General features: G+C 64.8%; 23 protein-coding genes and 1 pseudogene. 16 read left to right on the top strand and 8 right to left on the bottom strand.

Translation table 11 applies throughout. From position 1 onward, the window contains the following. Positions 1–313: 313 nt before the first annotated feature. From ACT9TC_RS11240 to ACT9TC_RS11225, 4 genes are all read right to left on the bottom strand, one after another. Entirely contained in the window at positions 314–565 is a 252-nt protein-coding gene (locus ACT9TC_RS11240) for a hypothetical protein (protein WP_458040587.1), read from the bottom strand. A gap of 671 nt (positions 566–1,236) precedes the next feature. Next, positions 1,237–2,829 (bottom strand): apolipoprotein N-acyltransferase, encoded by a 1,593-nt coding sequence (gene lnt / locus ACT9TC_RS11235; RefSeq protein WP_458040586.1) that lies wholly within the window; start codon positions 2,827–2,829, stop codon positions 1,237–1,239. After that, positions 2,826–3,812, bottom strand: coding sequence for a prolipoprotein diacylglyceryl transferase (lgt, locus tag ACT9TC_RS11230; protein WP_458040585.1), 987 nt, complete (start codon positions 3,810–3,812; stop codon positions 2,826–2,828). The genes lnt and lgt overlap by 4 nt, the downstream gene beginning before the upstream one ends. Further along, positions 3,809–4,405 (bottom strand): M23 family metallopeptidase, encoded by a 597-nt coding sequence (locus ACT9TC_RS11225; RefSeq protein ID WP_458040584.1) that lies wholly within the window; start codon positions 4,403–4,405, stop codon positions 3,809–3,811. Before ACT9TC_RS11225 ends, lgt begins: the two co-directional genes overlap by 4 nt. Between ACT9TC_RS11225 and ACT9TC_RS11220 the strand changes: the two genes are divergently transcribed. From ACT9TC_RS11220 to ccsB, 16 genes are all read left to right on the top strand, one after another. After that, positions 4,392–4,661 (top strand): hypothetical protein, encoded by a 270-nt coding sequence (locus ACT9TC_RS11220; RefSeq protein ID WP_458040583.1) that lies wholly within the window; start codon positions 4,392–4,394, stop codon positions 4,659–4,661. The genes ACT9TC_RS11225 and ACT9TC_RS11220 overlap by 14 nt on opposite strands. Positions 4,662–5,468: 807 nt before the next feature. After that, positions 5,469–6,860, top strand: coding sequence for a M23 family metallopeptidase (locus ACT9TC_RS11215; RefSeq protein ID WP_458040582.1), 1,392 nt, complete (start codon positions 5,469–5,471; stop codon positions 6,858–6,860). 105 nt (positions 6,861–6,965) lie between these two features. Further along, the gene (locus ACT9TC_RS11210) at positions 6,966–7,406 is read left to right on the top strand and encodes a DUF6153 family protein (RefSeq protein ID WP_458040581.1); all 441 of its coding nucleotides are present in this window, start codon (positions 6,966–6,968) and stop codon (positions 7,404–7,406) included. A 75-nt stretch (positions 7,407–7,481) separates the two neighbouring features. Further along, the gene (locus tag ACT9TC_RS11205) at positions 7,482–8,087 is read left to right on the top strand and encodes a DUF305 domain-containing protein (RefSeq protein ID WP_458040580.1); all 606 of its coding nucleotides are present in this window, start codon (positions 7,482–7,484) and stop codon (positions 8,085–8,087) included. 90 nt (positions 8,088–8,177) lie between these two features. Beyond that, positions 8,178–9,083, top strand: coding sequence for a WD40/YVTN/BNR-like repeat-containing protein (locus ACT9TC_RS11200; RefSeq protein WP_458040579.1), 906 nt, complete (start codon positions 8,178–8,180; stop codon positions 9,081–9,083). 61 nt (positions 9,084–9,144) lie between these two features. Continuing rightward, positions 9,145–9,585, top strand: a complete 441-nt coding sequence (locus ACT9TC_RS11195) for a hypothetical protein (protein ID WP_458040578.1) — start codon at positions 9,145–9,147, stop codon at positions 9,583–9,585. Positions 9,586–9,685: 100 nt separating this feature from the next. Continuing rightward, positions 9,686–10,348 carry a DsbA family protein gene (locus tag ACT9TC_RS11190; protein ID WP_458040577.1) on the top strand — a complete coding sequence of 221 codons (663 nt, stop codon included), beginning with the start codon at positions 9,686–9,688 and terminating at the stop codon, positions 10,346–10,348. Positions 10,349–10,377: 29 nt separating this feature from the next. Further along, the gene (locus ACT9TC_RS11185) at positions 10,378–11,289 is read left to right on the top strand and encodes a cation diffusion facilitator family transporter (RefSeq protein WP_458040576.1); all 912 of its coding nucleotides are present in this window, start codon (positions 10,378–10,380) and stop codon (positions 11,287–11,289) included. Next, positions 11,282–11,956: a copper resistance protein CopC gene (locus ACT9TC_RS11180; protein WP_458040575.1), complete on the top strand. Its 675-nt coding sequence runs from the start codon at positions 11,282–11,284 to the stop codon at positions 11,954–11,956. The genes ACT9TC_RS11185 and ACT9TC_RS11180 overlap by 8 nt, the downstream gene beginning before the upstream one ends. Further along, positions 11,946–12,482: a signal peptidase II gene (locus ACT9TC_RS11175; RefSeq protein ID WP_458040574.1), complete on the top strand. Its 537-nt coding sequence runs from the start codon at positions 11,946–11,948 to the stop codon at positions 12,480–12,482. Before ACT9TC_RS11180 ends, ACT9TC_RS11175 begins: the two co-directional genes overlap by 11 nt. After that, positions 12,479–12,814, top strand: coding sequence for a DUF6804 family protein (locus tag ACT9TC_RS11170; protein WP_458040573.1), 336 nt, complete (start codon positions 12,479–12,481; stop codon positions 12,812–12,814). The genes ACT9TC_RS11175 and ACT9TC_RS11170 overlap by 4 nt, the downstream gene beginning before the upstream one ends. Further along, positions 12,811–13,416, top strand: a complete 606-nt coding sequence (locus ACT9TC_RS11165) for a TlpA family protein disulfide reductase (RefSeq protein WP_458040572.1) — start codon at positions 12,811–12,813, stop codon at positions 13,414–13,416. Before ACT9TC_RS11170 ends, ACT9TC_RS11165 begins: the two co-directional genes overlap by 4 nt. Continuing rightward, positions 13,413–14,180, top strand: coding sequence for a cytochrome c biogenesis CcdA family protein (locus ACT9TC_RS11160; RefSeq protein WP_458040571.1), 768 nt, complete (start codon positions 13,413–13,415; stop codon positions 14,178–14,180). Before ACT9TC_RS11165 ends, ACT9TC_RS11160 begins: the two co-directional genes overlap by 4 nt. Beyond that, complete coding sequence (gene resB, locus ACT9TC_RS11155) at positions 14,161–15,840, top strand: cytochrome c biogenesis protein ResB (RefSeq protein ID WP_458040570.1); 1,680 nt, start codon at positions 14,161–14,163, stop codon at positions 15,838–15,840. Before ACT9TC_RS11160 ends, resB begins: the two co-directional genes overlap by 20 nt. Next, the gene (locus tag ACT9TC_RS11150; RefSeq protein WP_458040569.1) at positions 15,837–16,775 is read left to right on the top strand and encodes a cytochrome c oxidase assembly protein; all 939 of its coding nucleotides are present in this window, start codon (positions 15,837–15,839) and stop codon (positions 16,773–16,775) included. The genes resB and ACT9TC_RS11150 overlap by 4 nt, the downstream gene beginning before the upstream one ends. A gap of 250 nt (positions 16,776–17,025) precedes the next feature. Next, the gene (ccsB, locus tag ACT9TC_RS11145) at positions 17,026–18,060 is read left to right on the top strand and encodes a c-type cytochrome biogenesis protein CcsB (protein ID WP_458040568.1); all 1,035 of its coding nucleotides are present in this window, start codon (positions 17,026–17,028) and stop codon (positions 18,058–18,060) included. A gap of 9 nt (positions 18,061–18,069) precedes the next feature. On the opposite strand, the gene ACT9TC_RS11140 is transcribed toward ccsB, so the two are convergent. The 4 genes and pseudogenes from ACT9TC_RS11140 to ACT9TC_RS11125 all read right to left on the bottom strand — a co-directional run bounded on the left by ACT9TC_RS11140 (position 18,070) and on the right by ACT9TC_RS11125 (position 21,349). Further along, positions 18,070–19,995 (bottom strand): heavy metal translocating P-type ATPase, encoded by a 1,926-nt coding sequence (locus ACT9TC_RS11140; protein ID WP_458040567.1) that lies wholly within the window; start codon positions 19,993–19,995, stop codon positions 18,070–18,072. 176 nt (positions 19,996–20,171) lie between these two features. Then, the gene (gene cmtR, locus ACT9TC_RS11135) at positions 20,172–20,549 is read right to left on the bottom strand and encodes a Cd(II)/Pb(II)-sensing metalloregulatory transcriptional regulator CmtR (RefSeq protein WP_458040566.1); all 378 of its coding nucleotides are present in this window, start codon (positions 20,547–20,549) and stop codon (positions 20,172–20,174) included. A 229-nt stretch (positions 20,550–20,778) separates the two neighbouring features. Beyond that, positions 20,779–21,053 (bottom strand): annotated as a pseudogene (locus ACT9TC_RS11130) (cation diffusion facilitator family transporter); the annotation flags it as partial. Beyond that, positions 20,963–21,349, bottom strand: coding sequence for an ArsR/SmtB family transcription factor (locus ACT9TC_RS11125; protein WP_458042918.1), 387 nt, complete (start codon positions 21,347–21,349; stop codon positions 20,963–20,965). The pseudogene ACT9TC_RS11130 and the gene ACT9TC_RS11125, both read right to left, overlap by 91 nt. Positions 21,350–21,417 lie beyond the last annotated feature (68 nt).

The following is a 21,417-nucleotide window of genomic DNA, read 5'->3' as shown; positions in this document are numbered from 1 at the left end:
TGGACGTAGTCGTGGAGCAGGGGCGGTCAGCCGCCGGCCGTGTCCCTCGGCCGTGAAGTCTCCGCCCGCCGCCGGGGGACGCGGGCAATGTTGTCGGTGTCGATATGGATCAGCCGGGGCTCGTTGTGCTCCAATCGACGCGACGAACGGCTTTTCGCTCGGGTGAGCCTTCCGACGACTGAGCCGACCACGGATGCGTCCAACGCACTCCAACATCGTGCGGAAATACAGCGAGGCGAGATCGGCGGAAGGCCCCCGTAGTCATGAAGCGGACCCTCTCAAGTGCAAAGAGAATGAGCCGGCGCCCGAGCCGTCAGGACGCCCTGCGGCTGGCCACCACCGCCCCGAGAATCACGAGCAGCGCGGCGGCGGGATACCCTGCGGCGAGGTCGACCCAGCCTTCCGGTTGAGCCGGCCCGAAAGCTTCCAAATGCGCGAGCCAGTGAGTGATGCCGACCGCTGCTCCCACAATCATGATGATTTGGCCTGTGCGAAGGTATATCCGGCGGCGGCGGTAACGCTTCTGGAGTTCTTCTTGGGTGGGCTCTCTACGCGGCGTGTCCATAAGTGATCCTTGCTTGTGTGGGCGTGTGCAGCACGAACGTGCTGCGACGACAAGTGCTGCACGTCGGCGATCAATGTCCCGACACGAACAGCGGGTGGTCGAAGACGCAGCGAGGCGATGATGCCAGACGTGCAGTCGGAACGCGGTGACAGCGCGTCATGACCTCCGCAACGCACGGGTCGTGCGCGGGATTCATGTCCGCTGAATGCCTAGCGAGATCAAGTCAGGCCGCGCCGCTGGCGGTTCATGCCAGACTGCACGTTCAGGCGCATTCACCGGCCGTCGACGCATTCCGATCGGGAAAGCACTACGGAATCGGCGCCAGATCGGTTTGAGCAGAATCATCCCGCACGCGAGTATCGCCATCCACAGGTTTCCGGAAGACGACATCATCGCTTCGCTACACACACCAGAACATGCCGCGGCATCGACCCCGCCTGCTGGCCCTGGGTGCTCCGCCGAAACGACCAGCGGACTCGATGCGTCGACGGAACCCTCTGAGGCAAGCGCGTGTATTGCGACGAGACCGACGATCAGGGACACCGCCAGCAGAATCAGGAAAGGAGCGGAGGCTGGGCGCCTGCCCCGACGCCCGGCCTCGCCACTGCGTATGTGCGTCAAGTCCACGGCACCTTCCAATCGCCGCAGGCATCGTGCTAGCGAGTCACGAATCATCCGTGCCTCAGCGGAATCGTGCTCAGGCGGGATGATTTGGACGAGAATCCAGCCACCGCACCCGCCGCGCATAGGACAACGAGGACGCCCACGCCGATCCGGTCGAACCATGGTGCTACCGCCATCGCTGGGGTGACCGAGTCGGATAGCGGCGCCTCGGCGACCATGGCGGAACTTGTGAATGGTGCCATCGTGGCGATCTCGGCGCCGTCGGGCCCGATGATCGCGGATGATCCCACGGTGGACGCGTTCACCACGGATCGAGCCGTCTCCATGGCGCGGACGCGTGCGATGGCGAGCTGCTGCGCACCCTGAGCCGAATCACCGAAGTCAGCATTGTTGGACGGGACGATCAGAATCTCGGCCCCCTCCGCGATGGTTTCCCGGACGAGCTGATCGGAGACAATGTCGAAGCAGAGTGCCAGACCGATCGGGACGCCGTTCACCCGGACGGTGGCGCCTGTCGTGCCGGGGGTCATATCGACAGGAATCAGCGACGGAACAAACGGCAGGAGACTTGACCAAACTGCGCGGTCCGGAAGGTATTCGGCGAAGGGGACCGGGTACCTCTTGTCATATTGTTCGACTACTCCCTCGCCCGCGCGCCAGACCAGTGCGCTGTTGAACACCTGACCGTCGTCCACCGTCAGCGTGCCGAAAAGGATAGGCGCGCTCACCCGATCGGCGATGCCGTCGAGTGAGGCTTGAACCTCGGCGGTTCGCGCGACGTCAACATCAACCGAATTCTCAGGCCAAATCAGAAGATCGAGATCTTCGCCGTAGAGCGGTTGCGTCGCACGCATATGATCGACAAAAATCCTTCCCGGCGCGCTGGCGTTGAAGATGCCGGCATCCGAGTTGCCCTGCGCTGCACCGAGCCGCATACTTCCCGTCTCATTGAAGGAGAAAGAGGGAACGGCTAAAAGAACGACGAGAAGTACGAGTGGAGCGGACGCGGACCCCAATCTGCGCGAACGCGCGACCTGCACGGCCATCGTGCTCATTATGACAACGGCGAAAGTGGTTCCGGCAACCCCGACCCACGGCAGTAGGTCGCGCAATGGGCCGTCCACCTGGCTGTAGGCGATTCGACCCCAGGCGAAGCCACCATACGGCCAGTTCCCGGTAACGAAATCGCGTCCGACCCATGCCGCTCCCACCAGCACGGGAACCACCACCATCCGGGTGACGTCTCCCGGAATCCACTCCTCAATCGTCCTCCACCCGGAGATCATGATTGCGGCGGCGCCCACCGACATGAGCACCTGCAACGCGACGAGTGCTGCCCAGGGTGCGGGACCGAGATAGGTCGTCAACCAGACAATATGAATGCCCCAGAAACATGCCGCTCCCGCCGCGGCTCCCGCCAGCGCATGGGTCATCCGAGGTGCTGTCAGAACACAGACCTGCAGCGCCACACCCACGAGCGCGAAGGGCCAAGACCCGACGGGAGGGAACGCGAGCGTCGTGAGAGAACCCCCCAGTGCGCCGAGAGCCAGAGTCCTCAGGAAGGCATATCGGGGCGCCCGTCGCCGCGCCAACTTCGCGTGGCGGGGGCGAACCGCCTCGAGCGGGACCGGGATGGTCACGGTCCTGGGGGGTTATCGCCCGCCACGCGGGGGTCGGAGGCGGACGCTACGAAGGTTGAGCGGTGGGATTGCCTCTCACTCTCGAGAGTGTGGCCGCTCTCCTGGTCGCTTGAAGCGGTTTTCGGGGAGCGGCCCTGTCGGTAAACGCTTGGTTCGGGCTCCGGGTGCCGGGCCGCTTGGACAACGACGAGAACCACGCCGGCAATCGCGACGACGAGCGCTGTGAGCACGTTTATCTTGACGCCCCAGATTTCGAGTTCGGTGGGGTCGATACGAATGGATTCCAACCATGCCCTGCCCGTGCCGTAGATGAGCAGGTAGACGCCGAGCGCCCTGCCCCACCTCAGGTCATAGCGACGCTCCAGAAGAAGGATTGTCGCGGCGCCTGCGAGATTCCACAACATCTCGTACAGAAAGAGCGGGTGAAAGAGCGTGCCCGGCGGCAAACCCTCCGGGAAAGCGGCGCTCTGCGGGTCGATTTGAAGCCCCCACGGAAGAGTGGTTGGAAGGCCGTAGAGCTCTTGATTGAAGTAGTTCCCCAGCCGACCCACTGCTTGCGCGATGAGCATGGCCGGCGCGAGTGCGTCGGCGAAGGACAGGAACCGGATTCCCGCGATGCGGCATCCGATCATCGCGGCAGCGCCCCCGACGAGGACGGCACCGAAGATGGCGAGTCCCCCCTCCCAGACATAGAGCACGCGCCACAGATCAGCGCCCGGGTAAAAATAGTCGTTGGGATGGGTGATCACATGATAGGCGCGTCCACCGGCGATTCCGAAAGGAACTGCCCACAGCGCGATGTCGACGACAACGCCGCGGGCGCCACCTCGCCGTTCGAGGCGCCGAGAAGCCAGCCACGTGGCGATAGCAATCCCCAGAATGATGAAGAGCGCATAGAAGCGAAGTTCGAAGACGCCGAGATCGATAGAACTGATGGAGGGGCTGGGAATGCCCGCCGTGAACATCAGCCCGCCGGCGTTCACGGCTTCACCTTTGCCGAAAGCCACGCGTAGGGGTCGATGTAGGTACCGTCGGCACGCATTATACCGAGGTGGAGGTGGGGGCCTCCGCTCAGGCCGGTATCGCCGACTTTGCCGACGAGGTCACCGACACTGACCGAATCACCGGGCCGGAGAGCCAGCGTCCCGACTGCCATGTGTGCGTACAGGCTACTGATTTTCTCACCGTCGACGACGTGGTCGATGATCGCGTACACCCCCCACTGGCTGCTGTCGCTGGACGACGCTTCCCGTACGACGCCATCGGCGACCGCTTGGATCGCCGAACCGGCGCCCGGGTTCATATCGATCCCGTTGTGATCTTGCGGGCAACCGGGGCACGGTGATGCGCGCCATCCGAACCCGCTGCTGATAGGAACTCCGGTCAGAAACGGCCACTGGATCGCGCCGCTGTAGTTGACGAATGTGGATGCTGTCTGCGCATACACGCCGGTCGTGATCGCGCTCGCGCTGACGTACGTTCCTCGGTCGAGGGGCGCGCCTGTCACCTGGATGTCGAGGTCGAGCGATTGGGCCTCACCGGCGGAGCCACGTGCTTCCGCCGTGTCGCTCGACACCGATGCCGGGAATGAGGCGCCGCTGGCGGGAAGAGCGAAACTTAACGCTAGAGCCATCGCGGACGACATCGCGGTCGCCGACACAATCTGTCGCCGGAACGACGAACGACGCATCACGGCGAGCGCAGAGTTGGGTGGCGCCGATGGCGGCAATCTCCGCCGCTCCTTTTCGCTCTCCCTGATGCTTCGGCGGGTCGGTGAGGTAGCGGGCATGGACGGGTCTGAGGATGAGAGCATTGAGCATTCCGGAAGGTGACTATGTCGCGCGCACCGGCGCGGAAGAAGAGCGAGAAAATCCATGTGGCGGATCACTCGTGACGCGGTCGCGGATCATGAGGCAGACCGGTCTTGGCTCACGCCGTCCCAGCGCCGAAAGAAACGCGGTGTGGGCGCAACGAGCACCGTGGTGAAACGGGTGTGCTCAGGTCCGACTGATCGAGAGGACGTGAAGATCGGGTCCGCTGGGAAGGATCACCCCTGCACGGTAACCCGCCCCTGAAGGGGGAACCAGACGTGTCGACAGCCAGAATCGGCGCGAGGCCCGAGCGAGCCCGAGACCTAATGCAGCAACAAATGCGCAGACCGCAACAACCATGCACGCGAGCAGGTCACCCATGTTGGATGAGCAATTCGAATCGCAGGGTTCAGCAACGGAAGACGAACTGCCCGATGCGGAGGGCAATATCGGGTTGTCCACAATGCTCTGCGAAAGGGAAACCTCCGACGATCCTGCGATGCGGTGCTCACTCTCGCCCCCTGCATGCATCGCCAGAAGGGGGAGCACGAAGAGCGACACGAGAGTGACAAGCCAGAGCGTCGCGCCTTGCGTGCGTGTGCCGTCGCGAAGAATGTTCACTCGCGCCTTCCTGCCGCCGGGCTCGTTACATGATCGTGATGACCTTCGGCCAGCGTACAAGATCTCCGTCCGAGACTTTCCTGTGAACCACACCCCGTTAGGTGCCGACTGCACCTATTCGGCGTGTCCGAACACGTGCGCTCGACGATCGGTGTAAGGGTAGCGAACGTTTCCCGTGTCCCATCGCCCCGCCCTAGGAGAAGTCGAATGTCCCGCTCCCTCCCGCCGGTGGCGCTTCCCACCGTGGACTGCGGGTGTGCGCCATCCGCGGAAGAACTCCGTCATCTCGACGATGCGCGCGTCAGGCACACGTTGGGACGGCGCGGCTTCGTACGCATTGGAGCGCTCGGGCTGCTCGCCGCGGCATCGCTTGGGGTGGCCGCTCCGGCCTTCGCTGCGGCGTACCCCACCTGGGACGATGTGCAGCGCGCCCGTGCCAACGAAGCCGCGAAAGCCACCGAAATTTCGCGCATTCAAGGGTTCATCGCAACACTAAACGCCAACGTCACACGGACGCAGGCAGCAGCAGAGGAAGCGTCTCAAGAATTCTTCCTCGCGGAGGAGGAGTACTTTGCTGCGGTCGCGCGGGCGGATGATTTCCAGTCCCAGGCCGATGCCCAGGCCGCTGTCGCAGCGACTGCTTCGGAAAGGGCGGGCCGCGTTGCAGCGGAAATGTATCGATCGGGTGGCGACGACACGTCGTTGCGATTGTTCTTTTCCGATGCCGGTGACGCCGACCAGCTACTGAGCAGGTTGGGCAGGGCTGACAAGCTTCTGCAGCGAAACCGCGATGCGTTCGCCGATGCCAGCCTCGCGCGCGGGGCGGCACAGTCGCTCAGCGATCAAGCCGCGGTCGCGCGAGACGAACGCGATCGACTCAAGCAGCTCGCTTCGCAGCGAATGGAAGAGTCGCAGGCCGCAGCCAACGCCGCTCAGCAGGCTTTGGACGAACAGTCCACCAACTTGGTCGTCCTGGAGGCTCAGCTCGCGGCACTTCAGGATTCCACTGCACGAACCGTGGCGGACTACCAAGCCGGCGTGGAAGCTCGACGCCGCGCGGAGGAGGAAGCGAGACGCCGCGCGGAGGAAGAGGCACGGCGCGCAGCCGCGGCAGCGGCTGCGGCTGCGGCTGGCGGAGGCGGAGGCGGGGGCGGGGGCGGGGGCGGGGGCGGACAGATCGGGCAGTCGGGTTGGGCGCGACCGTCCGGCGGGCGACCGACGTCACGTTACGGAGCGCGCGCGACAATTTGCGAGAACGGTTATTGCACCGGATATCACTACGGCACTGACATGGCGACGGGCTGCGGGGCTGGCGTTTTTGCGGCGAGTGCGGGTCGTGTTGCATACGCCGGAACATACGGAGCGTTCGGCCAGCACGTCCGCATCGATCATGGCGGTGGCATCTTGACGGCCTACTCGCACCTTCAGCAGGGCGGGATTCTGGTGGGCTACGGGCAACAGGTCGCGGCGGGCCAGCTGGTTGCGCGGGAAGGGAAATCCGGACTGTCGCGGGGTTGCCACCTGCACTTCGAAGTGTGGCGGAACGGGCAACGAATAAACCCCGAACCGTTCATGAGCGAGCGCGGCATCTCTATCTGACTTGGCAGCCAGGCGCCGACACCCGCCAACTCATCAGAAATCGAATGTACGATACCCCGTGGCGGTATTACCGCCGATAATCGGATCCGGGGAAAGGTTTCGCACATGAGCGTGATGCGTCTGCGCGTCGCCCTCACTCGCCGTGTCGGGTATGTCCGAGCCCTTCTTCTCGCGATCATAGGCGTCGCCCTCATGATCGTCGGACTGCTGTCCATGCATGGGATGGGCGAAATCGCCGACCACTCGATGCCCGCTACCCAGGCACACGCTGCTGCCTCGGAATCTCTGCCGCACGACAATCCCGCGCCAACAGATCACGAAGAAACCGCAGAAGACTGCGCGCCAGCGTGCCCGTCAGGCGACATGATGACGATGCTCATGTGCGTGGTGGCCCTGATGGTCGGTGCTCTTCTCGTCGGCGTTCGCCCCAAGGCCATGAGCGTGCTCCCGCGGCACCTCGTCGCTCCCGAGATCAAGCACCGGGTTGAAGACATTGCGCCGCCCGCGCCTCCTGACCTGAACGTCCTCTCCATCAGTCGAACGTGAACGGGTAGCTGCCACAACGCAGTCCCGCGCTGAGCGCGGCTTCACCCACACCAAAACTGAACTTGAGGATAAGAAATGCGCACTCGATCCACCCTGCTCGCCGCAGGAACACTTGCCACAGCACTCTTTCTCGCCGGCTGCACCGGCACGAGTATGGAGGGCATGGAGGGCATGAATGGCAACGACCCATCGACAGGCATGTCCGCGGAGGCTACGGATGTCGATTTCAACGACGCCGACGCTACCTTTGCGATGGAGATGATCATGCACCACCAGCAGGCGATCGAAATGTCCGACGTTCTCCTCGCGAAAAGCGACGTCGCGCCTGAGGTCGTCTCCCTCGCCGAACGCATCAAGGCCGCGCAACAGCCCGAGATCGACACCATGAACGACTGGCTTGCGTCTTGGGGCCGGGAGACGATGGGTTCTATGGGCTCCATGGACAGCATGGGCGGGATGATGTCGGAAGAGGATATGACCGCTCTCGAAGGTGCGTCGGGACCGGAGGCATCTTCGCTGTTCCTCGAGCAGATGATCGTGCACCACAAGGGAGCAATCGAGATGGCGCAAGCGGAGTTGACGGACGGGCAGAACCCGGACGCCGTGGAACTGGCCCAGAAGATCATCGACGACCAAACAGCGGAGATTGCGGAGATGGAGCAGCTGCTCACGCAGCTCTAGGCGCTTCGCGCCCGTAACCATCTGCCATCTGCGAGGGGTCGCCGTGAAACGGGCGACCCCTCGCCCACCTCTCTTCGCCAGAAAGCGCTCATGACTCGCACGCCTAAACATCGCTCTCAGCGAGGCCGCACTCAACATCTTCGCCACGCTGTCACAGTCGTCGTCGCCACGCTGACGCTCGTCGGCTGCAGCAACTCACCCGACGCAACAACACCGGAAGACCTCACGGCGCTCCAACACGTCCATGGCATAGTCGGCAATCCCGGCGGCGACGGCATCTTGATCGCCACCCACGCCGGCATTTATGGTCTCGCCTCCGTAGATGGAAATAGTGAGTTGACAAAGCTTGTCGGAGGGTGGGAATTCGATGCAATGGGCATCACCTCGACAGCCGACACTCTCTACGCCTCCGGGCACCCTGGGCCCACGACACCGGAGGGATTCGGCAGTCCGAACGTGGGTTTAGTTCAATCGGACGACGGCGCCCTCACCTGGCGGAGCGTGTCCCTTGCAGGGGTAGCGGATTTTCACGATCTGAGTGCCGTGTCGGAGGAATCCAAAACCATATACGGACTGCAGGGGGAGGCGCTGCGCCGCAGCGACGACGGCGGCCAGACGTGGGTCGACCTTCCCACCGTGCAGGCCCGCGACATTGTCGTGTCCCCCGGCAGCGGAGGCACGCTATACGCGACAACGGAAGCGGGGCTAGCGGTGAGTTCTGACCGCGGCGAGAGCTTCGCCACCGATCCCCGGGCGCCCGTGATGTATGTCATCGCTGCCCGGAACGAAGGGGGCCTCGTCGGAGTCGACCTCGCCGGCACGGTTCGCTACCAGGACGGACCTTCTGCGGAATGGGTTTCCGGAGGCACTCTCTCGGGTACGGCGCAGGCGTTCAGCTATCTGGACGAGTTCGGAGTGCTTCTCGTGGCCGATGACCGAGGAGTGCTCGCGTCGGAGGATTTCGGCGTGTCATGGGTGACCCTGATCGCGTCGTGAATACGCATCTAAGCCGGGGCACCGTCGGCACACCAATAAACGTTGATAACGTAAGGGTGACATGATCGCTCCGGTGCCCTCCCGACCGTCGAGAATGTTGTCCGAGCGCATGTTGATAACAAAGATCATTACGAGTGCGACGCTCGCATTTTTTCTTATTCTCGGTGCGTGGGCGTCGACTCGCTCCGAGCCGGAAGCTGGTGCGCCGGTTCCTCTCAGCGTCGAGCTGATCGATTCACACGTCGAAGCGCCCGCCCCGGCCGTCCAGACCATCGGCAGCACATACTTGGGCACCGACTCACTGTTGGGAATAGCGGTGTGCGCATTTGTGGTGCTGTGCGGGCTTCTTCTCGTGCTGATGGTGACCAACTGGTTCCATTCGCGGGGGCGGCCAACTTACGCCAGCGCAGCGCTCGCGATGACACGCGTGCTCCTCCCTGCACCGCCCCTGCCGCGCAAAGTTGCTCTTTCACTTACACAATTGAGCATTTCTCGAACCTGATACTCGCTGCGCCGTCTTTCTGAGGGCGCCTCGCTCCGGCCGTCCGCCGGAGGCATCCGCTTCTATGCCGTGCGTGTGTTGAGTGTGTGGAGTTTGCTTCGTGAAAACCCCCGTGAAGGCGACATTGATCGCCATCGCTGTCGCTGTCGTTCTGGTGCTTGCCGGAATCATTTATGCCCTCGTGAACCAGAACGAGCCCTCGTCCCCTACGGGCGACGCCGGGCTTGGCTCGGTGGTGCAACCCGACTCGCATGTCGTAGACGACGGAGGTGAGGGCGCGGTCGTTGTCGTGGAGTTCCTGGACTTCGAGTGTGAAGCGTGTGGCGCGTTCTACCCGATCGTGGAAGACCTGCGGGAACAGTTCGACGGCGAGATCACCGACGTCATCCGCTACTTCCCGCTGCCCGGGCACACCAACTCCACGAACGCCGCGCTCGCGGCGGAAGCGGCCGCGCAACAGGGCAAGTTCGAGGAGATGTACAAACGGCTGTTCGAAACTCAAACCGAGTGGGGGGAAGCGCAGGAGTCTCGCGCCGACGTGTTCCGGGGCTTTGCGGAGGAACTGGGGCTCGACCTCGCTGCTTACGACGCCACAGTCGCAGACCCCGCGACGCTGGCTCGGGTGCAGTCGGACTTCGAGGAGGGCCGCGCGCTCGGCGTCAGCAGCACCCCGACGTTCTTCGTGGACGGGGAACTTCTGGAACTTCAGCAGTGGAACGACCTCGAAGACGCGATCGCGCAAGCGGTAACCGGAGCCTCATGACCATCCGCCGCTGCTGAAGGGAGCGAACCGTGGGCGCAGGACACAGCCACGACACCGGGGAGACAACCCCGCGCAAGAGGTTGCTCATCGCATTCTCGATCACCCTGTCGGTGTTCGTGATCGAAGTAATCGGATCGATCATCACCGGCAGCCTCGCGCTGTTGGTCGACGCCGGGCACATGCTCACCGACGTGATCGGCCTCGCAATGGCGGTTACCGCCGCCAGCCTCATGAACCGCCCCCCGTCCGATCGGCACACCTGGGGGCTGCGGCGCGCCGAAGTGCTCAGCGCGCTCGCCCAAGCCGCACTGCTCCTGGGTGTGGGGATCTTTGCTCTCGTCGAGGGCATCCGCCGATTGTTCGAGCCGCCCGAGATCGCGTCGGGCAGCCTGCTGTTCTTCGGCATCGTCGGGCTCGCCGCCAACGTCGCGTCGCTGCTGGTGCTGATGAGCGGCCGCAAACAGAACCTGAACATGCGCGCCGCGTTCCTCGAGGTCGTCAACGACGCCCTCGGCTCGGTCGCCGTTATCGCCAGCGCCATCCTGATAGCCACTCTCGGCTGGTACCGGTCTGACGCGATCGCGGGCATCCTGATCGCCCTGCTGATCATCCCCCGCACGGTCATCCTGCTGCGCGCCTCCGGCAGCGTGCTGCTGGAATCCACTCCGCCCGACCTCGATCTCGGCGAGGTGCGTCGACACATCCTCGGGCTTCCGCATGTCGTTTCCGTGCACGACCTCCATGCCTCCCAGGTCTCGACCGACCTTCCCACCCTGACCGCGCACGTCGTCGTCGACGACACCCTGACCCCGGAGCAGTCCGCACGGATGCTGCAGGACCTGCAGGAGTGCGTCGCCGAGCACTTCCCGGTCAGCATCGAGCACTCCACCTTCCAGATCGAACCGCAATCACACCCCGGAGAGCACACCGCCCATGCGTAAAACCCGCCGCTACCTCTTTTCTGTCATCGCGACAGTCCTTCTCGGGACTGGCATCACACTCACAGTCGCGAGCCCAGCACAGGCCCACGACGATCTGCTGGGCTCGTTCCCGGAGTCAGACTCAACCGTCGCCGTCTCGCCGGATGAGATCACCTTGTCTTTCAGCGGCGAGCTCATCTCTGACATGCAGTCAGCGGTCATCGAGGTGACCTCCGCCGGCGGCGAGAACATCGCTACCGACGCCCCGATTGTCAGTGGCACCGCGATCACGCAACACCTGGCACCCAACCCACCGGATGGCGCCTTTACCGTTCTGTGGCGGGTCGTTTCCGGCGACGGGCACCCGATCAGCGGCGAGTACACCTACACGGTCGAACCCAACCAAGCCGACACGAGCAACCCCGGCGCGAGCGCGACAGACCAGACGCCCGAACCGTCCATAACCATGGCCGTGACAAGCAGTACCACCGGCAGCAACGCACCGTTCGGGGGTGCAGCACTCCTGCCGATCCTCGCCGTACTCACCGGGGTCATCATCCTTGGAGTAGGATTGATCGTGGTATTCAAGGTCACCCGCGAACGTCGACTCCGCAGCGAGGAAGCGGTCGACCGGCGGGCTCAGCAGGGTGCCGAGTCCACGAGTGAGGACGCGTCCCATGAGAAGTGACCGGGTGCGACTGTTCGCGATGGCATTCGTCGTCGCCGCAGTAGTCGTGTTGGTGGATCAGGTAACGAAAGCGGCCGTCATCGCCGGGCTGAGCGAAACGGAGCGGATACCCATCCTGGGTGACCTGCTCGGGTTGCAACTGGCGTTTAACCCCGGGGCGATCCTCTCCCTCGGATCCTCAGCAACCTGGTTGCTCACGCTGCTTGGCGTGATCGCCACGGTGTTCCTCGTCGTCACCGCAACGCATGCTCGCAGCGCCGGGTGGGCGGTGGGCATCGGGCTGATTCTCGGGGGCGCGCTCGGAAATTTGATCGACCGACTGTTCTCACCCCCCGGTTTCGCGCGCGGTCAGGTGACTGACTTTCTCGCGTACGGGAACCTCTTCATCGGCAATCTCGCCGATATTGCCCTCGGCGCCGGTGCAATCGTGCTCGCCCTCGCCCTATTGAGTCGCTCTCAGCGAACCCGCGAAGTCCCTGCCGCGGATCGAGCTGCTAACGAGCCCGAGGCGACGGTGACCGCATGAGTGAGAAGACGCGTGTCGCAGCCCGTTTCCAGCGGAACGCGTTCGCCCCCGGGCTGGTCGCTGCGGCTGTTCTCTTCGTCGCTCCCGTCCTCATGGGGAACGACTGGTTCACCCTGGTGTTGTTCGTGACCGCCATCATGGCTGCCATCGTGGGATGGTTCTCGATCCAGGCGCGCCAGTGGTGGTGGACACCCACATTCCTCGCTATCGCCGTGATCTGGAATCCTGTGTTCCCGTTGCCATTCACGGGCCCCGTTTGGGCGAGCGCCCAACTCGTCGCGGCGGTTGTGTTCCTCGTCGCAGGCGTGCTCATCAAGGTGCCGCGCGCATGAGTCCGCACAAGCGAATCGGATGGACCGCCGCGCTGCTCGCCTTCGGCATCGTGCTCTCGGGATGCGCCGCAAATGATGCTCTCGCAGAGCAGTACCGGAACGGGAGCGAGAAAGGATACATCTCCGGCGACTTTCAGGTCGTAGAGATCCCGGAGCCCGACCGCGGCGATCCGGTGGTGTTCGACGGGGTCACCGAGACGGGCGAGACGGTGTCTAGCGACGACTACCGGGGTGGTGTGCTGGTGGTGAACTTCTGGTATGCCGCGTGCGGGCCGTGCATCGTCGAGGCGCCGTTTCTCGAGGAGGTTTCGCAGGACTATCAGGAACGGGGCGTCGCTTTTCTCGGAGTGAACACCTACGATCAGCCCGCTACGGCGCTGTCCTTCGCGCAAGACAACAACGTCACGTACCCGAGCGTGATCGATGTCAATGACGGGCGGGTCAAGCTCGCGTTCGCGCAGCTCACTCCCATTCAGGCCACCCCGACGACGCTCGTCTTGGATCGTGACGGACGCGTGGCCGCCCGGATCATCGGGCAGCTGGCGAGCGCGTCCATCCTGTCCACCCTCGTTGACGGCGCTCTGGCAGAGGACTCGTCGTGAATCCTGGTCAGGTGGTCTTCGATGGTGCCCTGTGGGTGGCGATACCCATCGCCGTTCTCGCCGGTCTTGTCTCGTTCGTCTCGCCATGCGTGCTGCCGCTCGTGCCGGGCTACCTGGGATACCTCGGTGGCACCTCGGCAGAGAGCGGTGCATCCGCTGACGCGAATGCGCGGACGGCCACCGCGGAGCGTGCCCGCCTGCTGGTGGGCGTGGGGTTGTTCATCGCGGGGTTCACGGTGGTGTTCGTGAGTGTGACGATTCTGGGCGGTACGTTCGGTTACCTGCTGCTGCAGTACACGAACGTCCTGACCCGCATCTTCGGCGTGGTGGTGATCGCGCTCGGGCTGGTGTTCATTGGCTTCTTCGGCATCGCACAACGCACCCTGAGGCCCCGCATCCAAGGCCGGGCCAGCTTGATCGGTGCTCCTCTCCTCGGATTCGCACTGGGTGTCGGGTGGACGCCCTGTATCGGCCCCACACTGGCAGCGATCCTGTCGATGTCGTGGAACCTTGGCGATCCTGCCCGCGCGGGGCTCCTCGGACTTGCCTACTCACTGGGGCTCGGCATCCCCTTCCTGCTGCTCGCGCTCGGCTGGGGATGGGCCTCACGCTCCGTGTCGATCCTCCGCCGCCACATCCGCGTCCTCAACATCGTCGGTGGGGCCCTGCTGGTCGTGCTGGGGCTGCTGATGGTGACCGGGCTCTGGACCGTGCTGATGTCGGCGCTGCAACAGGTGGTGATCAATGTCCCCGTCCCGCTCTAACACCGCGGTCGATCCGCTGCGCCCAGCCGATCACGCCGACACCGACCGCGACGAGATCGCCAGTCCCGCTCTCGGGATCGTCGGGTGGCTGCGATGGGCGTGGCGACAGCTGACCAGCATGCGGACCGCCCTCGTGCTGCTGCTGTTCCTCGCAATCGCCGCCGTCCCGGGTTCGCTGTTTCCGCAGCGTAGCGCCGACCCGAATGGCGTCATCCAGTGGGAGCGCAACAACCCCGACGTCTTCCCCCTCGCCGACGCAATCAGCCTGTTCGATGTGTACTCGTCGCCGTGGTTCTCCGCGATCTATCTTCTGCTATTCGCCTCCCTCATCGGCTGCGTGATCCCGCGCGCGAAGCACCACTACACCGCGCTGCGTTCCCAGCCGCCCCGCACCCCTGCGCGACTGTCTCGACTCCCCGCCTACCAGGAAGCGATCCTGCCTATCGTCGAGCGAAGCCCGGACGCCGCGGGGTTCGCGATCGACCTTGCAGAGCGTCAGTTGCGTCGCGCCGGCTATCGCGTGCACCGTTACGACGGCGCCGGTGGGGCGTCGGTGTCGGCCGAGCGTGGCTACCTGCGTGAGACCGGCAACCTGCTGTTTCACCTCGCCCTGGTCGGTGTGCTCACCTCGGTCGCCATAGGCACCGGATTCGCCTATACCGGCCAGCGGGTCGTGGTGGAAGGAACCACGTTCGTCAACGCGCTCAGCGACTACTCGTCCTTCAATCCCGGTCGGTTCGTAGACGGGACCGGACTCGCTCCGTACTCGCTCACCCTCGACGATTTCCAGGTCTCGTACCGCCTGCCCGGCACGCCCGGGGCCGGACAGGCGGGGGACTTCTCCGCAGACGTCACCGTCCGCACACCCGGAGACGAGGAGAACACCGAAAGCGTGCTCGTCAACTACCCGATCACGGTCGATGGGGATCGGGTCTTCCTCCTCGGCAACGGTTACGCACCCACCCTCTCCATCCGCAACCCCGACGGCGAGCTGGTCTACAGCGAGTCCCAGCCCTTCCTCCCACAGGACACAGCAATGACCTCTCTGGGGATCATCAAGATTCCGGACGGGCTGCCGGAGCAGGTCGGCCTCGTCGGCTTCTTCTACCCCACACAGGGCGTGCTGCCCTCAGGCGCGTTCACCTCGATCTACCCCGACGTGGTAAACCCGGTCCTCACCCTCAATGTGTTCAGCGGCGATCTCGGCATCGACGACGGCACACCCCGGTCGGTGTACACCCTCGACGTCGGCAGTCTGACCCAACTCACCGGGGGCGACTCCGGCCTGGACTCCCTCGAACTCACCCCCGGAGCCACCGCCGATCTCCCCAACGGGTGGGGCACCGTCACCTGGGAGGACGACACGGAACAGGTCGGCGAGCCCGTGAAACGGTTCGCGTCCCTCCAGATTCAGAGCGACCCCAGCGGCGTCTGGGTACTCGTGTTCTCGATCCTCGCCCTCCTGGGCCTATTCGCCGGACTGTTCGTCCCGCGCCGACGCCTCTGGGTCAAAGCTCACCTCACGCCGGACGGGGTTCACGTCGACTACGCCGGTCTCGCGCGGGGAGAGGACCCGGCTCTCTCCCGCGCCGTCACCGACTTCGCATCTCGACACGCCACCGCCTATTCCGACCTGCCGAACGCAGCCACACGCCCATGACGGACTGGATCCCGGACGTACCGCCCACGTTGATGGGGTTCCTTTCCCCTGTCCCGCTACCGTTCCCGCTGCTGCCGCTTGTCGCGGCGATTCTTGCCGCCGCCTACCTTCTGGGGGTTATCCGGATGTGGGTACGGGGGCGGCGCTGGCCGATCTGGCGAACCGTGAGCTTCCTGCTCGGATGCGCCAGCCTCGCCGCCATCACCGGGCTCGGCGTCGAGGCCTACGGATACGCGCTGTTCTCCGTGTTCATGTTCCAGCAACTCACGCTCATGATGGCGATCCCGCCGCTGCTGGTCCTCGGCTCACCGGGCACACTCCTCTTGCGGTCCACCCCCCACGATGGCGTCGGTCGGTCGGTCCTTCAGATCGCGCATGCGGGGCTACGCAGCCGATTCGCGCGGTGGCTTCTCAGCCCCTGGGTCGCGCTACCCCTGTATCTCTTCGCGTTCTACGGCCTCTACCTGGCCGACTTCGCCGACCTCATCCTCGCGTTGCCCGGCGGTCATCTCGGCCTCGAGGTCGGCTTTCTCATCGCGGGGATCCTGTTCACCATCCCGGTACTCTCGGCGGACCCGCTGCCCGTGCGCCTCAATCACGCGGGACGAGCCCTCGACGTCTTCGCGGAAGCCGCGCTGCACGCCTTCTTCGGGGTATTCCTGATGATCTCGGGAAGCCTCCTCATCAACACCTTCGCCGCGTCCAGCCTCGCCCTGGGCGTCGACCCCCTCGAAGATCAGAGAATCGCGGGCGGGCTGGCCTGGTCGTACGGAGAAGCACCCACCCTGCTGATGCTCCTGTTCGTCATGCATCGCTGGTACCGCGACGACACCACACGCGGTGCGGCGGCTGCCCGGTATGCCGACGCACACGGCGACCCCGATCTGGACGCGTACAACGCCTACCTCGAAACCCTCCGCGAGAAAGGCACCTGACGAATGCTTTCGCTCACCTTCGCCTCACCCGACGCGCCGACGGCAGCCGCGCGGGCCAGCATCGGTGCGGGGCTGCCACTGTGGACGGCGGTTCCGATGTCGGCGGTCCGAACCGGCCTCACGCCGGCGTCGGTCGTCGGCGCCGGGCTCAACGCGCTCCTCCTGACCAGGGCCCGAGCCGGGCTGATCCTGTTTGGACTCACTCGCCGTCTCCGTAACCGACCTCGCACCTACCGATAGGAACAATCCCATGTCCGGAACAGAGCCTCTATCCCTCGATGGGATCTCCTTGTTGCTGGTGTGGACGGCAATAGCCACCTACGCACTAGCCTTCATCGCCTTCACCATTGACCTGGCCCTGCGCGCCTCTCGCACCGACTCGGTGTCTCTGCGCGAACATGTCCCCGTGCTCGTTGCGGCAGGCGCCAACGTCCCCCGGCACAGCGCCGCCGATACTGCCGCCGCCGAACAAGGAGCCATCGATGACCTGCGGGTGCCGCCGAGACTGCGGCCCCGGCTGCTGTGGGCTCGCATCGGCACAGCGCTCACCTTCCTCGGGTTTCTGTTCCACGCGGTAGGCACCGTGTTGCGTGGAATCGCGGCCGAGCGGGTTCCCTGGGCGAACATGTACGAATTCGCTCTCACCGGGACGTTGTTGATCGTGGCGGTATTCCTCATCGTCCTCCGGTGGTATGACCTCCGCTTCCTTGGTGCATTCCTCATCGGAATAGTCGTGCTTCTTCTCGGTGGGGCGACGGTCGCTTTCTACGTGGAGGTCGTCCCGCTGATGGATCCCCTGAAGAGCATCTGGCTGGTGATCCACGTGTTCGTCGCGTCCCTTGCCACGGCACTCTTCGCGATCGCATGCGGGATATCAATTGTTCAGCTGCTGCAAGCGCGCCGCGAGACGCGAGCCTCGGCGGTATCAGATGCCGACATTCGCCGCCCTGGACTTCTGCGCACGCTCCCCGGTTCCGACGCCCTGGAATCGCTCTCCTACCGCTTCGCGATTGTCGGTTTCATGTTCTGGACCTTCACGCTCATCGCCGGCGCAATCTGGGCGAACGACTCGTGGGGACGCTACTGGGGCTTCGACACCAAAGAGGTATGGACGTTCGTCATCTGGGTGCTCTACGCCGGCTACATCCACGCCCGAGCGACCCGCGGATGGCGCGGCACGCGTTCCGCCTGGCTGTCCATCATCGGGTTCGCGACCGTGCTGTTCAACTTCACCATCGTCAACATCTTCTTCAAAGGCCTGCATTCATACTCCGGCCTCAGCTGATCGGCGGGTTCAGGACGTCGGGGCGACTGCGGGCTGGGAGTCGTCCAACTCGGTCATGCCGCGAACGAGTGCCGGGCGACGCGCAGCGCGAACGCCGTTCGCGATGACGATCAGCTCCGCGATCTCGTGAACCAGGACGACCCCGGCAAGCCCCAGCACCCCGAATAGCGCGAGAGGGAAGAGCACGACGATGATCGCCAGCGCAAGGCCGATATTGGCGGTCATGATCCGCCGTCCGCGTCTGGCGTGTGCCAGGGCGCTGGGGATGAGGCGGAGATCGTGGCCGGTGAAGGCGACGTCGGCAGATTCGATCGCCGCCGCGGAGCCTTTCGCTCCCATGGCGATCCCGACGGTTGCGGTAGCCAGCGCCGGGGCGTCGTTGATACCGTCACCGACCATCGCGGTCGGACGCGCCGCTACGAGCGCCGCGATCGCGTCGGCCTTGTCTCTCGGCAGCTGCTCGGCCCGGACATCGGTGATTCCGGCTTCCTCAGCGATCGCGTGCGCGGTGCGGTTGTTGTCACCGGTGAGCATGATCGTGTCGATGCCCTGCGCGTGCAACATCCGGACCGTTTCCGGCGCCTCCGGGCGGAGCTCGTCGCGCACCCCGATCAGACCGGCGAGCTGTGCGTCTGCTTCGACGACAACAACGGTCATGCCGCGCGCTGCCATCTCCTCCGCGGCGACGCGGAGCACGCCGGGGTCCAGCCAGCGGGCGTTGCCGACGCGCACGACCCGGTCGCCTACCCCGCCAGTGACACCGTGGCCGGCCTCCTCCACCACGTCAGTCGCGGATGCAGCTCCCGGTCCGGCCTGGGTGATCGCCCTGGCCAGTGGGTGCGTGCTGGTCGCTTCGACCGCTGCAGCCCAGGTCAGAAGTTCCTCGCGGGTAACGCCCGACGCGGGTCGCACGTCCGTGACGGTGGGTTCGTTGCGGGTGAGCGTCCCGGTTTTATCCAGCGCCACCGTACGGATCGTGCCCAACTGCTCGAACGCCTCACCCGACTTGATCACCACACCGAATTTTGACGCAGCCCCGATCGCGCTGATCACCGTCACCGGAACCGCGATCGCCAAAGCGCAGGGCGACGCGGCGACGAGGACCACCAGGGCGCGCTCGATCCAGGTCCCGGGATCCCCCACGATGAACCCGAACACGACGATCGCGGCAGCGGCAATCAGCACGGCAGGCACCAGCGGGCGGGCGATACGGTCGGCCAACCGCGCCCGGTCTCCCTTCCGAGCATGAGCCTGCTCCACCAGAGCAACAATCTGCGTCAGCGAGTTGTCGCGACCATCGGCGGTCGCCTCGATCCGCAGCGTCGCCGCCCCGTTCACGGAACCCGCGACGACCGTCCCGCCGGGCCCGACATCTACCGGAATGGATTCGCCCGTCACGGCGGACGTGTCCAAACTCGACCGGCCCTCCACGACCACGCCGTCGGTGGCGACACGTTCACCGGCACCCACCACGAGGATGTCGAGTTCGCGCACCTCCGCTGCGGGGATCGTGACATCACCGGTCGGACGTGACACGCGCACCGTCTCCGGAATCAGGGAGAGGAGAGCGCGCAGCCCCGCCTTTGCCCGGTCCATCGCACGGTCCTCAAGGGCCTCGGCGAGGGAGAACAAGAACGCAAGCGTCGCCGCCTCGCCCACATGGCCGAGAAGCACAGCCCCGATCGCGGCGATCGTCATCAGCAGTCCCACCCCGAGGCGGCCGCGGAGAAGCCGACGAACAGCACCGGGAACGAACGTGTACGCACCCGCCACCAATGCGGCCGACTGCAACACCACCGCGGGGATGTCGAGCCCGGACCACTCGAAGATGTACCCGACGAACAGGAACACACCCGACAGGACGGAGGGCAGGAGCGCACGGTCGCGCCACCACGCCGGGCGGACCTCCTCATCCTCGCCGTTGCGTTGGAGCACCGTCCGTGCAGGGTCCGAGCCGCAGCACGCGTCACCCTCGTCCGCAGGCACCTTCGTAGCAGGGCCGCCCGGCTCGCGTGGTGCGCAGCAAGCGTCCGTCGCCGCGGGCCGGTGCAGGTCAACTCGTCGCACCGTGCCGGTCTTTCGCGACTCGCCCGGACCGCAGCATTCCTCGCTCACCGGGTCACCCCGGTCACCACCGAGTCGAGTGACCCGATGCTCTCACAACACTCGCACGCGTCATCGGCGCACGGCGTGCCCTCGTCGACCGCGACCACTGCGTCGAGCAGGTGCCTAATGCCGCGGGTCAGGTGACGGTCAGAGATCTCGTATCGGGTGCGGCGACCCTCTGGGGTAGCCACGACCAGACCACACCCCCGCAAACACGACAAATGGTTCGAGACGTTTGTGCGCGTCAGTTCCAGATCTCGCGAGAGCTCTGCGGGATACCCCGGGCCGTCCAACAAGGTCAACAGAATACGCGAGCGCGTCGGATCAGCCATCGCCCGACCGAGCCGGTTCATCACATCGAGACGGGACGCTATAGTCAGCATGCGATGACTATACAGCAGTTACTGACCTAATCTGTTCGGCCCCTCGACAGCAGGGGGCGTGGAAGTGAGCGGCCCGCTGGTGACTGACGCCGCGAAAGTAGGCAGCTTCTCAACGAGGCCCCTGCTGCTCCCGCCGCCTCAACGCCTGGCCTGGGCCCTCCGGCCAACACCTGGGCCCTCCGTCCAACAATCGGAGCGCGCTATGGCTGGCGCGTGGTCAGGATCCCGTCCCCTCCAACCGGTGCCCGTTCCAGCGAAGGCGGATGCGGATGCGGTCGACATGCTCGATCCCCTCGACGTGGGCCAGTGCGCGCGCGACCTTGTCGACGAGTTCGGGTTCTACGCCGTCGAGGAGACGCCGGCCCACGCTGCGGATAGTGCCGATCAGGAGGATGAAGATCGCCGCGAGATGATCAGTCCGACGATGGGGTCGGCGAGGGGGAAGCCGAGGAGCACTCCGATTCCCCCGACGACCGCGAGGGAGGTGACTCCGTCGGTGCGTGCCGCTGAAAACAACAACAATGCTCTGCATGGTGATGGCGGGGGCTGCCGCCGAGAGAATGCTCGGCTTGGAGGATGGCATCGGCCACCAACCGGGATGCGTGCTCGTTCTCCAGCCGGTAGAAGATCTTCTGCCCCTCCTGCCTCGTCGCCACTATGCGAGCCAGGCGCAGCTTGGCAAGTTGCTGCGAGACGGCGGCAGGCGACTTGTCGATCACTTCGGCGAGAGCGCTGACGGAAAATTTGTCCGCATCCTCCAGCGCGAGGACAATCCGCACACGTGTCGCGTCAGCGAGCATCCCGAAGATCTCCACCGCAAGCTCGACGTATGAACTATCCGGACGATACGCACTTGGTTATGACAGCC

It is taken from the genome of Microbacterium sp. HM-570 (assembly GCF_054165885.1).
This window is presented reverse-complemented; position numbering and strand designations above follow the sequence as displayed.